This window comes from Knoellia tibetensis, assembly GCF_048606415.1.
In the GTDB taxonomy this organism is placed as follows: domain Bacteria; phylum Actinomycetota; class Actinomycetes; order Actinomycetales; family Dermatophilaceae; genus Knoellia; species Knoellia tibetensis.
On the sequence record NZ_JBMBWF010000002.1, the window covers coordinates 14,850 to 27,183 of the forward strand.

The following is a 12,334-nucleotide window of genomic DNA, read 5'->3' on the forward strand; positions in this document are numbered from 1 at the left end:
CCCAGGAGCCCCCGGTGTCACCTACGAGTCCCCGCCGCGCCGCCGTCCTCGGTGGCAACCGCATCCCCTTCGCACGGCAGTTCGGTCCCTACGCCAACGCCTCGAACCAGGACATGTTCACGGCCGCCCTCGAGGGCCTCGTCGCCCGCTACGGCCTCGGCGGCGAGCGCCTGGGTGAGGTCGTCGGCGGTGCCGTCATCAAGCACAGCCGCGACTTCAACATGACGCGCGAAGCGGTTCTCGGGTCGAGCCTCGACCCGCACACGACGGCATACGACGTCCAGCAGGCGTGCGGCACCGGTCTCGAGAACGCCATCCTCGTGTCCAACAAGATCAAGCTCGGCCAGATCGAGTCCGGCATCGCCGGTGGCGTCGACACCGCCTCGGACGCGCCGATCATGGTGACCGAGAAGCTGCGTCGCAAGCTGCTCGGGGTCAACCGGGCCAGGACCGCCGCGGACCGCGCCAAGAAGCTGCTCGCGATCCGCCCCACCGACCTGGGCATCGAGACCCCCGCCAACACCGAGCCGCGCACCGGGCTCTCGATGGGCGAGCACATGGCCATCACCGCGAAGAAGTGGGGCATCACCCGCGAGGCCCAGGACGAGCTGGCCGCCGCGAGCCACCAGAACCTCGCCGCGGCATACGACCGCGGGTTCTTCGACGACCTCATGACGTCCTACCTCGGCCTCGCCAAGGACCAGAACCTGCGCCCCGACTCGAGCGTCGAGAAGCTCGCGAAGCTCAAGCCGGTCTTCGGCAAGGGCGAGGGCGCGACGATGACGGCGGGCAACTCGACGCCGCTCACCGACGGCGCCTCCGCCGTCCTCCTCGGCAGCGAGGAGTGGGCCGCCGAGCACAACCTGCCCGTGCAGGCGTGGCTCGTCGACGGCGAGGTCGCCGCGGTCGACTACGTGCACGGGGACGAGGGCCTCCTCATGGCCCCCGCGTATGCCGTGCCGCGCCTCCTCGCCCGCCAGGGCCTCTCGCTCCAGGACTTCGACTACTACGAGATCCACGAGGCGTTCGCGTCCACCGTCCTGTCGACGATGAAGGCCTGGGAGGACGAGGACTTCTGCCGCGACCGGCTGGGCCTCGAGAAGCCGCTCGGCTCGATCGACCGCTCCAAGCTCAACGTCAACGGCTCGTCGCTCGCCGCGGGCCACCCGTTCGCCGCCACCGGTGGCCGCATCGTCGCCTCGCTCGCCAAGATGCTGCACGAGAAGGGCCCGGGCAGCCGCGGCCTCATCTCGATCTGCGCGGCCGGTGGCCAGGGCGTCGTCGCGATCCTCGAAGGAGCCTGACCGATGGCGTTCAACTACGGACAGTTCGTCAGCGGTGGCATCGGCAAGCAGCTCGCCACCACGCTCGGCCTGCCGCGACCCTCGCGGCTTCGTCGCCACAAGCCCGGCGGCTCGCTCGTGCCGGGCGAGGTGTTGGTCGCCGGCCACGGTGACGCCCCGGTCGCGGAACGGGTGCGGCACCTGCTCGCCGACGCCGGCGTCTCGGTGGCGTCCCAGCCGTCGACGTCGGTCGCGGCGGTCGTGCTCGACCTCACCGCCATCGACACCCCGGCCGACCTCGAGACCCTGCGTGGTGTCGTCGCACCGGCGCTCAAGACGCTCGCACCCACGGGTCGCGTCATCGTCATCGGGCGTCCGCCCGAGTCCGCGACCTCGGTCGCCCAGGCTGCCGCGCGCCGCGCCGTCGAGGGCATCGTCCGCTCGATCGGCAAGGAGATGCGCGGTGGCGGCACGGCCAACACCGTCCTCGTCGCCGAGGGCGCCGACGCCGGTGTCGACGCGACCGTCCGCTTCCTGCTCTCGGGCCGGTCGGCCTACGTCTCCGCGCAGGTGTTCCACGTCAGCGAGCCGGTGGGTGACGTCGTCGCCCCCGCCGACTGGGACCAGCCGCTCGCCGGCAAGGTCGCCGTCGTCACGGGTGCCGCGCGCGGCATCGGTGCGGCGATCGCCGAGACCCTCGCCCGTGACGGAGCGACGATCATCGCGGTCGACATGCCCTCTGCGGGTGGCCCCCTCGCCGAGGTCGCCAACCGCCTCGTTGGCACGGCGCTCCAGCTCGACGTCACGGCCGACGACGCCGGGGCCAAGATCGTCGAGCACGCCTCGGCGCGCCACGGCGGGTTCGACATCGTCGTCCACAACGCCGGCATCACCCGCGACAAGCTGCTCGCCAACACCGAGGCCGACCGCTGGGACTCCGTCCTCCAAGTCAACCTCCTGTCGATCCTGCGGATGAACGAGGCGCTCGTCCCGGCGATCAACGACGGCGGCCACATCGTCAACGTGTCGTCGATCGCGGGCATCGCCGGCAACCGCGGCCAGACCAACTACGCCGCGTCCAAGGCGGGCGTCATCGGCATGACGTCGGCCCTGGCCGCCGACAAGCGCGTCCTCGACAAGGGCGTCACCGTCAACGCGGTCGCGCCTGGGTTCATCGAGACCGAGATGACGGCCAAGGTCCCGCTCGCCACCCGCGAGGTCGGCCGGCTCATGAACTCGCTGTCGCAGGGAGGCCTGCCCGTCGACGTCGCCGAGACCATCGGCTACTTCGCGTGGGACGCCAACCGAGGCGTCACGGGCACGACCGTGCGCGTCTGCGGACAGATGCTCATGGGGGCCTGATGGGTCAGCAGGAGACCTTCGACACCGCGCCGACCCTCGCCAAGGTGTTCGTCCGAGCAGCCCTGGCCGGCAAGAAGTCCGGTTCGACGCTGCCCGGCAGCGAGCTCGTGCTCGCTGGGCACACCGTCGACCGCGAGCACCTGCTCGACTACCAGCGGCTGTGCGGTTTCGGCGTCGACGACGTCCTGCCGCACACCTACCCGCACATCCTCGGGTTCCCGCTGCAGGCCGAGCTCATGGCGCGCAAGGCGTTCCCACTGCCGCTCGTCGGGCTCGTCCACGTCGAGAACGCCATCACCGTCCGCCGGACCCTCACCGCCGCCGACGTCCTCGACGTGGCAGTGCACGCGGAGGCGCTGCGCGAGCACCCCAAGGGTCGACAGGTCGACCTCGTCACCGAGGTGAGCGTCGCCGGCGAGCCCGTGTGGAGCGGGCGCTCGACCTACCTCGCCCGTGGGCGGCGCACCCCGGACGCCGAGCGCGGCACCGAGGCGCCGCCCATCCCGACGGGGGTCGCCGCCGCGCGCTGGCGCCTGCCGGGGAACCTCGGTCGTCGGTATGCCGCCGTCTCGGGTGACGTCAACCCGATCCACATGCACCCGCTCACCGCCAAGGCGATGGGCTTCCCCAAGGCCATCGCGCACGGGATGTGGACCTCCGCTCGCGTGCTCGCCGCGCTGGGTCGCTCGGTGAACGGTCCGAGCACGTCGCATGTGTGGTTCCGCAAGCCGGTGCTCCTGCCGGGGTCGATCGACCTCGTCGTCGACCGCAGCGCGTCGTCGGTCGTCGCCGGGCTGCGGTCGACCCGCAGGCCCGAGACCGAGCACCTCGTCCTCACCCTCACCACCCACGACTGAGCCCCGGCTCTCCACTTCTTGCGGATAGGGGACGTTGCGCGCCCGTCGACGGCGCCGAAGGCGTCCGCTATCCGCAAGAAGTCCGGGTTCAGGCGGGAGTGAAGCCGAAGACCCGTCCGTAGAAGGCGAGCTCGCGGCTCAGCGAGTCCTCGATGGCCGACGCCGCCCGGAAGCCGTGGCCCTCGTCGGGATAGAGGACGAGGTCGACGTCCTGCCCCGCAGCCCGCATCGCCGCCGCCATGGTCTCGGCCTGTGCGGGTGGGACGACCTCGTCGATCCCGCCCTGAAGCAGCAGCACCGCACCCTGCACGGAGTCGAGGTGGTGGATCGGCGAGCGGTCGACGTAGGTGTCCTTGGCCTCGGGGTAGGGGCCGACCATCTGGTCGAGGTAGCGCGACTCGAACTTGTGCGTGTCGGTCGCGAGTGCCTGGAGGTCCGCCACGCCGAAGTAGCTCGCCCCCGCCGCGAAGGCGTCGCTCGTCGTGAGGGCGCGAAGGACGGCATACCCTCCGGCACTGCCTCCGCGGATGGCGAGCCGCCCGCCGTCGACGAGACCCGCCTCGGCGAGCGAGCGCGCGCCGCTGATGATGTCGTCGTTGTCGACGACGCCCCAGCGGCCGCGGAGCCGGTTGCGGTAGTCGCGGCCGTAGCCGGTGCTCCCCGAGTAGTTGACGTCGAGCACGGCGAAGCCGCGGGTGGTCCAGAAGGCGCGGGCCAGCTGGAGCCCGGCCTCGGTCCGTGACGTCGGCCCGCCGTGGGCGAGCACGAGCAGCGGCGGCAGCTCACCCTCGGGCCCGGTCGCGTCCGGCGACGTCGGGGGGAGGAAGACGCCGTGCGCCTCGAGGCCCTCACCGTTGGTCCAGGTCCACGGCTGCGCCGTGCTGGCGTATGCCGGGTCGAGACCCTCGTCGCGGCTGCGCCTCAGCGTCGTCAGGTCACCACCGACAGGGCCGCGGACGATGAACGGCAGCTCGGAGAGGGTGCCGACCCGGAGGGCCACCTCCTCGCCGATCGCCTGGAGATGGTCGAACTGCACGCCGTCGACGTCGAGCTCGGTGATGTCCCCCGACCCGGGGTCGAGGATGCCGAGGTGTCCTGCCTCGTTGGCCCACCAGTGGACGAGCGCGCGTCCGTCGGCGAGCAGGGTGAAGTCGCTCATGCCGAGCACCCACTGCGGCGTGATGAGGTCGGCCGGCATGGAATGCAGGGCCACGGTCTCGGATCCGTTGTGCCGCTTGAGGTTCCACCACCCGGACTCGTCGGAGGCGAACCACAGCGACCCGTCGGGGGCGAACCTCGGCTGGCCGACCGAGACCTCGTCGTCGCCGGCCACGACCGACCACTCCAGGGGGCCTTCGTCGGTCAGCGCCGCGCGACGCAGGGTCGTGGTGTCCCACGGCATGTTGGGGTGGTCCCACGTGACGACCGCGACCTGCGTCCCGTCGCCGGAGAGCGCGGCGCGCGAGACGAAGTCAGTGCCCTCCCAGAGGAGTCGCCCGCCGTCGGCGTTGTCGCCGTCGAGCGCCAGCTGCACGAGGGTGTTGACGGGTTCGCCCTCGCCGGAGTGGTCCTCGCGCACGGCGAGGACGAACCCGTCGCCGAGCACGAGTCCGCCGTAGCGGAACCCGCCCTCGGGCGTGATGGCGCGCAGCCCGCCGTCCTCGACGACGTGGACCCGGAGGTCCGGCAGGGTCGTGACGACGACGACACCGGACCGGACGGCATACGCGCCGCCGCCGTACTCGTGGACCCGGGAACGCACGTTGACGCCCTCACCGACGACGTCCTCGACCTCGCCGGTCACACCCGCGTGACGGACGAGCGCAACGCGTCCGCCCTCCCAGGGGCGGGACTCGAGCCAGTAGGTGTCGTCACCGTCGACGCGCACCTCGTCGAGCGTGCGGGTCGCCGCGGTGAGCGCGGCCGGGGAGAGGGGCGACGGCCAGGAGCCGTGGGGCAGGACGGTCATGAGGCCCAAACTAACCGTCGGCGGATGGCGGCTTCACGGTCACGCGCCGGGTCAGGGACGGAAGTAACCGGCGAGGTCGCCGATGAGGTGGGTGCTGCCGCTGGCGTTCCGGAAGCTCACCCGGCCACCGGTGCCGACCTTGACGGTGACGAGGTTGGCGTCGGTGGCGCCCTTGGCGAGGTTGAGGTTCGAGGCGTTCGGGCGGGTGGTGCCTGAGGGCCAGGCGGTGACGAAGGTGGAGGCGGTGGGGCCGGTGCCGGTGAGGTTGAGCGTGACCGCGGTCGCGTCGGCGGGCAGGCCCGGGATCGTGAGCGTGACCGTGGCGCCTGCTCCGACCGGTGCCTTGGGGACGCCCGTCCCGGTGCGAGTGTCGAGGATGCGAGCCGGCGAGCCCGGGTAGTAGGTCACGGGCGCCGAGGGGGAGTAGTAGCCGGCGAGGTCGGCGATGAGGTGGGTGCTGCCGCCGGCGTTCCAGAAGCTCACCTTGCCGCCCGCGCCGACCTTGACGGTGACGAGGTTGGCGTCGGTGGCGCCCTTGGCGAGGTTGAGGTTCGAGGCGTTCGGGCGGGTCGTGCCGGCGGGCCATGCGGTGACGTAGGTCGAGGCGGTGGGTCCTGTGCCGGTGAGGTTGAGCGTGACCGCCGTGGCGTCCGCGGGCAGGCCGGGCACGGTGAGGGTGACGAGCTCGCCCGCGCCGACCGGAGCCTGCGGGACCCCGGTGCCGGTGCGGGTGTCGAGGACCCGGCTCGGTGAGCCCGGGCTGTAGGCGGCGGACGCCGAGGGGGAGTAGTAGCCGGCGAGGTCGGCGATGAGGTGGGTGCTGCCGCTGGCGTTCCAGAAGCTCACCTTGCCGCCCGGGCCGACCTTGACGGTGACGAGGTTGGCGTCGGTGGCACCCTTGGCGAGGTTGAGGTTCGAGGCGTTCGGGCGGGTCGTGCCGGCCGGCCACGCGGTGACGAACGTCGACGCCGTGGGGCCGGTGCCGGTGAGGTTGAGCGTGACCGCGGTGGTGTCGGCGGGCAGGCCCGGCACGGTAAGCGTGACCGTGGCGCCCGGGCCGACCGGTGCTTCGGGGACGCCGGTGCCGGTGCGGGTGTCGAGCACGCGGGTGGGCGTCTGTGCGACGAAGCGCCCGCCCTTCGGCGTCCCCGTCAGCGTGGCCGCCATCGTCGAGGCACAGCCACCGGTGGCGGTCATCGCGGCGGGGGTGGACGCGCCGTTGTTGAGCCGGGTGCTCGGCGTCGTCGTCGAGCTGAGCCTCGTCTGCCCGGCGGCCCCGTGCCAGGCGTCGCCCGGGCCACCTCGGTAGAAGCGGTCGTCGAGCCCCTCGAGGCCGTCCGCCTCCACGACGTCGACGAGCCGATCGGTGTCCACGGAGTTGTCCGGCTGGTTCTCCTGGACGTGGTAGACGACGAGGCCGCAGCCCGGCAGCGCGACGTCGGCCCCGGACGGCTGACGGTTCTCGACGAGGAAGTACTCGCCCCGGCCTGAGCCGGTCCACGAGAACTCGGGGCCGTTCGGGTTCGGCAGCAGCCGGTAGACGCCGTCGGTCGTCTGGACCTGTGTGAGGTCCACGGACCGGGTACCCACCACCTCGACCGGGTCGACCCACCCCTGCACGCTCCGGCTCCACGCGTCGGGGAGGGTCGGGGCGTCACCTGGCAGGACGCTGCTTGGCTTGGTGCCCCAGCTGCCTGCGGCCATGAGGCTCCACTCGCCGATCCCGGACGACGACTGGTCGATGTCGTAGAGGTCTGGCCAGCCGAGGTCGTGGCCGAGCTCGTGGGCCATGATCCCGATGGTCGCCTGGTGTGCGTCCGTCGGGTCGCTCACGTCGCAGTGGGACTCACCGAACTGCGTGTAGCCGGCCCGCCCGACGACCTTGCCGTCGACGGTCGGGGCGCCGGAGTCGATGGCCCACTGGTGGCCCCAGACGTTGGGCGTGCACGACGTCGTTCCGCCGTAGGAGCCTTCGTAGCCGGCAGCGATGACCGTGACGTGGAGCTCGTCGGGCTCGACGACGCCACTGCCGTCGGTGTCGTAGGCAGCGAAGTCGACGAAGGGGTTCGCCGCGGTGACCGCCGCAGCCGTCACCGCCCAGGCGCGGCCATCGACGTCGTCGAAGTAGTTCGGGTGGTTCATCGGCAGCGTGACCCACCCGACGACCCCGTCGTTCACCGTCCCGGACGACTCGGTCGCCGGGGTGATGTCGAGCTGGTTCGAGCTCGCCGTGCGATAGAAGGAGCGCACGCTGTCCGTCGCGCCGAAGAACCGCGCGTTCCACTGCGCGGCCGTGGTGCCGACCGATGACCGGTTGAGGAACTGGGCGAGGATGACGAGCGTCTTCTGCGGCCCCTCGACGCCCATGCGGGGCAGCGCGCTCTCGGGCGCGTCGACGCGGTCCCGGGCGGGCCGGAGCCCCTTCGCGGCCGAGGGTGCTGCGGCGTTCCGGGTGACCCGCGAGCCCGATGCGGCGGGCTGGCCGGCGCGGTCGAGCCGGGTGGCGAAGCGCCAGGTGCCGGCCGTGTCGCGGGCGACGGTCGCGTTGCCGACGGTCCACCAGTGGCGTGCCGCGTCGCCGCGCTGGCGGGCCGTGAAGCTCGTGCCGTCGGGCTGGACGAGGGTCTGCGGGGCCGTGTTGACCGGCGCGCCCCTGACCTCCCGGACCTTGCCGACCGTGCCGACCCTGCCGACCGTGCCGACCTGTCCGGCGTCCGATGAGCCGGAGCGGATGCTGACTGCCGCCGGCCCTGCGACGGGCTCCTGCGCGGTCGCCACCGCGGACGGGACGCCGCCGAGCAGGGCCACCGCCATCGCCACGAACGAGCCACGCCACGTCAAAACCATCGTCATCACCTCGGGAGCTGTGACAGCCCGACCGCCAGGTGTCGCGCAGAATTGTGCCACCGTGCCGGCGACGACTCGCCGTGGTCGGGGAAAGTGGGGACGACTCAGATGCGGTGGTGCACCCAGACGCCCGGCTCGACGTAGACCGCGTGGTCGTGCTCGACGCTCACGTGCACCGGGTTGAGCGCGAAGGGCACCTCGACGTCGCCGGACCGCTCGAACGGCAGCCCCGTCCAGCCACGCCACTCGGCGAGGGTTCCGGAGATCGTCATGGCGCGCGGGCAAACCTTGACGACCTCGCCACCGACCCGGACGTGCAGGCGCAGCCACGGGTCCTCGGGCAGTCCGTCCTCGCGCATCCGGGTGACGTAGTCCCGCATCGGCAGGTGCGGGTGGAGGTGCTTCAGGCTCGGCCGCACCGGGGCGACGAGGTCGTGGAACCCGTGGCGGGCGGCGTTCTCCCGCTTGTGCTCGAGCATGACCGACGCGAGCCCCGTGCCCTGGAGGTCCTTGCGGATCGCGACCTCGAGCGCGGAGACGTGCGTCGGCTCGCGCCCGGCCACCTCGTCGTACCACGCCCACGTGATGACGCCGTCCCATCCGTCGTCGGGCAGCTCGGTGCGCCCGAGGTCCTCGCCCATCGCGAAGGGGATCGAGTGCGACTTCGCGACGAGCCGGCCCGGGTCCGCCGCGTCCCAGGCGACGAGGGTCCATGCAGCGAAGGTCGTGGCCGCCCGCGAGTAGTACTGGTCGCTCACCGGGTCCCACTTCATGAACTCCGGCCACGGGTCGTCGAACTCCCGCAGCAGCGGGGCGAGGTCCGGGCGGTCGGCGAGAGTGGCGACGGCGAGCTCCATGCCCGAACCGTAGGGCGGCCCGAGCCCGAACGCACCCGGTTTTGCGGTGCGGCTCAGCCGCCGTCGACGGCCATCTCGCCGAGCTCGGACCACTCGGTCCCCGGCACGGTCGTGTTGACGATGCGCGGCGTCGCGGCGAGGTGTGGCGGCAGGTGGCTCTGGGCCGCCCGGAAGTGCTCCGATCCCACGTGGGCCGCCCCGGCCTCGTCGTCGCGGAAGGCCTCGACGAGGACGTACTCGTTCGGGTCGTCGAGGCTGCGCGACCAGTCGAACCACAGGCACCCGGGCTCGGCGCGGGTCGCCTCGGTGAACTCGCGCGAGATCTCGGGCCAGCGGTCGGCGTGCTCGGGGCGGACGAGGAAGCGGGCGGTGATGAAGATCAAGGGGGCTCCTTCGGCAGGCGCGTTCCGGTGTCGTGAACCGCGTTCGACCCTACCGACCACGCCCGGAACTGCGTCGCGACCCGGCTCCGCCGGCGGATAGCATCGGTATGCCGTGTCGGGACGTCCGCACACGGCATACCTTCCGCAGTTCCCACCTCAGGAGAAGCCTGTGTCATCCCAGATCACCGTCCACGTCGCCGGAGACGAGCGATCGGTGGGTCAGGGGACGACGGCCGGGGAGCTGTTCGAGGGCCAGCGCGACGTCCTCGTCGCAAGGGTCGGTGGCGAGCTGCGCGACCTGGCCCACGTCCTCGACGACGGCGACGTCGTCGAGCCGGTGACCGCGCAGGAGCAGGACGGGCTGGATGTGTTGCGGCACAGCGCCGCCCACGTCCTCGCCCAGGCGGTGCAGCAGGTCAACCCGGACGCGAAGCTGGGCATCGGCCCGCCCGTGCGCGACGGGTTCTACTACGACTTCGACGTCGCCGAGCCCTTCACCCCCGAGGACCTCAAGGCCCTCGAGAAGGTCATGCAGAAGATCGTCAACGAGGGCCAGACCTTCGTGCGGCGCGAGATCGGCGACGACGACGCCCTCGTCGAGCTCAAGGACGAGCCCTACAAGTGCGAGCTCATCGGGCTCAAGGGCGGCTCGGCCGGCGACAAGGCCGAAGGCGCCGACGTCGAAGTAGGCGGCGCACAGCTCACCATCTACGACAACGTCCGCCGCGACGGCACCCGCGCCTGGGGTGACCTCTGCCGCGGCCCGCACGTGCCCAGCACCAAGGTCCTCGGCAACGCCTTCAAGGTCATGCGCAGCGCCGCCGCCTACTGGCGCGGGTCCGAGAAGAACCCGCAGCTGCAGCGCATCTACGGCACCGCCTGGCCGACCAAGGACGACCTCAAGGCCTACCTCGACCGCCTCGCCGAGGCCGAGAAGCGCGACCACCGCAAGCTCGGCGCCGAGCTCGACCTCTTCAGCTTCCCCGACGAGATCGGCTCGGGCATGGCGGTCTTCCACCCCAAGGGCGGCGTCATCAAGCGCGAGATGGAGGACTACGTCCGCCGGCGCCACATCGAGGAGGGCTTCGACTACGTCGGCACCCCGCACATCAGCAAGGACGGGCTGTTCCACACCTCGGGACACCTGCCCTACTACGCGGACACGATGTTCCCGCCGATGGAGCTCGAGCACGCGGAGTACCGCCTCAAGGCGATGAACTGCCCGATGCACAACCTCATCTTCCGGTCGCGTGGGCGCTCCTACCGCGAGCTGCCACTGCGCTTCTTCGAGTTCGGGTCGGTCTACCGCTACGAGAAGTCCGGCGTCGTCCACGGCCTCACCCGCGTGCGGGCGATGACCCAGGACGACTCGCACTCCTACGTCACCCCGGAGCAGGCGCCCGCCGAGGTCGAGCACCTCCTCGACTTCGTCACCGGGCTGCTCAAGGACTTCGGCCTCGACGACTACTACTTCGAGCTGTCGACCCGTGACGAGGACGGCGAGAAGGCCGACAAGTTCATCGGCTCGGCGGAGCAGTGGGAGACCGCGACCAAGGTCCTCGAGGAGACCGCCGGCAAGTACGGCGTCGAGCTCGTGCCGGACCCCGGCGGAGCCGCCTTCTACGGCCCGAAGATCTCGGTCCAGGCGCGGGACGCCATCGGGCGTACCTGGCAGATGTCGACGATCCAGTACGACTTCAACCAGCCCGAGCGGTTCGGCCTCGAGTACCAGGCGGCCGACGGCTCGCGCCAGCAGCCGGTCATGATCCACTCGGCCAAGTTCGGGTCGATCGAGCGGTTCATCGGCGTCCTCGTCGAGCACTACGCCGGCGCGTTCCCGGTGTGGCTCAGCCCGGTCCAGGTGCTCGGCGTGCCCGTCGCGGACGAGTACAACGACTACCTCTGGGACGTCCTGTCGCAGATGAAGGCGAAGGGGATCCGCGTCGAGCTCGACGAGAGCGACGACCGCTTCCCCAAGAAGATCCGCAACGCGAGCAAGTCCAAGGTGCCGTTCATCCTCATCGCCGGTGAGGAGGACCGCGCGGCCGGTGCGGTGTCGTTCCGCTACCGCGACGGGTCGCAGAAGAACGGTGTGCCGGTCGCGGACGCCGTCGCCGAGGTCCTCGCCGCCGTCGAGTCACGCGCCCAGGTCTGACCGGAGCCGGCGAGGTGGGTCGAGTGGATGACGCCGCGATCCGCCTCGCCGAGCCCCGCGACGCCTTCGCGGTCGCGGCCCTCACGCTCCAGGACGACCGCGAGTGCGGGGCCGTCGTCGAGCCCGGGTTCCTCGACCGCCACGCCGACGCCTGGCTCGCCGACCGCGCGAGGGTGACCTTCCTCGCCGAGGCCTCGGACGGGCGGCCGCTCGGGGTTGTCACCGCTGCCGTGGTGACGACCCTGCCGAGCTCGCGCCGGCCGGTGTCGCGCTGGCTGCACGTCTCGCTGCTCTTCGTCACCGCCGACGCGCGCGGCGCCGGGCTCGGCGCCCGGCTCCTCGGTGCGCTCCAGGAGTGGTGCGTCGCCAACGGGGTGAGCCGGGTGCAGCTCAACGCCGCACCGCGGGCGCGCACCCTCTACGAACGCGCGGGCTTCGCCCCTCCGGGCGACGACCGTCTCGAGTGGCGGGTCGAGCGCGACCGGCGCTGACGGCATACGAGGGTCTGCGCGGTGCGTGCGACGCGAGCGGCTGGCGAGAAGTCACAACGCAAGGCCCCATGCGTGGCAGATCCCCACGAACCGAAAACCGGTGGGTCCGGAGGACAACCTCCACGGCTCG

The 12,334-nt window shown here is 71.7% G+C and carries 9 protein-coding genes; 5 read left to right on the top strand and 4 right to left on the bottom strand.

All coding sequences use genetic code 11. The features are described 5' to 3' along the window. Nucleotides 1-14 precede the first annotated feature (14 nt). The 3 genes from ACOJV7_RS11910 to ACOJV7_RS11920 are packed head-to-tail and all read left to right on the top strand — an operon-like array spanning nucleotide 15 to nucleotide 3,502. Nucleotides 15-1,304 (top strand): acetyl-CoA C-acetyltransferase, encoded by a 1,290-nt coding sequence (locus ACOJV7_RS11910; RefSeq protein ID WP_420190423.1) that lies wholly within the window; start codon nucleotides 15-17, stop codon nucleotides 1,302-1,304. A gap of 3 nt (nucleotides 1,305-1,307) precedes the next feature. Beyond that, nucleotides 1,308-2,645 carry a 3-oxoacyl-ACP reductase gene (locus ACOJV7_RS11915; protein ID WP_420190424.1) on the top strand — a complete coding sequence of 446 codons (1,338 nt, stop codon included), beginning with the start codon at nucleotides 1,308-1,310 and terminating at the stop codon, nucleotides 2,643-2,645. After that, complete coding sequence (locus tag ACOJV7_RS11920) at nucleotides 2,645-3,502, top strand: MaoC/PaaZ C-terminal domain-containing protein (RefSeq protein WP_420190425.1); 858 nt, start codon at nucleotides 2,645-2,647, stop codon at nucleotides 3,500-3,502. The genes ACOJV7_RS11915 and ACOJV7_RS11920 overlap by 1 nt, the downstream gene beginning before the upstream one ends. A gap of 88 nt (nucleotides 3,503-3,590) precedes the next feature. Here ACOJV7_RS11920 and ACOJV7_RS11925 read toward each other — a convergent pair whose 3' ends face one another. The 4 genes from ACOJV7_RS11925 to ACOJV7_RS11940 all read right to left on the bottom strand — a co-directional run bounded on the left by ACOJV7_RS11925 (nucleotide 3,591) and on the right by ACOJV7_RS11940 (nucleotide 9,558). Further along, nucleotides 3,591-5,471: a S9 family peptidase gene (locus ACOJV7_RS11925; protein ID WP_420190426.1), complete on the bottom strand. Its 1,881-nt coding sequence runs from the start codon at nucleotides 5,469-5,471 to the stop codon at nucleotides 3,591-3,593. Between the two features lie 51 nt (nucleotides 5,472-5,522). After that, the gene (locus tag ACOJV7_RS11930) at nucleotides 5,523-8,318 is read right to left on the bottom strand and encodes a M6 family metalloprotease domain-containing protein (protein ID WP_420190427.1); all 2,796 of its coding nucleotides are present in this window, start codon (nucleotides 8,316-8,318) and stop codon (nucleotides 5,523-5,525) included. 104 nt (nucleotides 8,319-8,422) lie between these two features. Beyond that, nucleotides 8,423-9,175, bottom strand: coding sequence for an N-acetyltransferase (locus ACOJV7_RS11935; RefSeq protein WP_420190428.1), 753 nt, complete (start codon nucleotides 9,173-9,175; stop codon nucleotides 8,423-8,425). Between the two features lie 53 nt (nucleotides 9,176-9,228). Continuing rightward, on the bottom strand, nucleotides 9,229-9,558 hold the full coding sequence (locus ACOJV7_RS11940; RefSeq protein WP_420190429.1) for a putative quinol monooxygenase: 330 nt from the start codon (nucleotides 9,556-9,558) through the stop codon (nucleotides 9,229-9,231). A 169-nt stretch (nucleotides 9,559-9,727) separates the two neighbouring features. On the opposite strand from ACOJV7_RS11940, the gene thrS reads away from it, so the two are divergent. Both thrS and ACOJV7_RS11950 read left to right on the top strand, forming a co-directional pair. Beyond that, nucleotides 9,728-11,713, top strand: coding sequence for a threonine--tRNA ligase (gene thrS / locus ACOJV7_RS11945; protein WP_420190430.1), 1,986 nt, complete (start codon nucleotides 9,728-9,730; stop codon nucleotides 11,711-11,713). A 23-nt stretch (nucleotides 11,714-11,736) separates the two neighbouring features. Next, nucleotides 11,737-12,204, top strand: coding sequence for a GNAT family N-acetyltransferase (locus ACOJV7_RS11950; protein WP_420190431.1), 468 nt, complete (start codon nucleotides 11,737-11,739; stop codon nucleotides 12,202-12,204). Nucleotides 12,205-12,334: the final 130 nt, after the last annotated feature.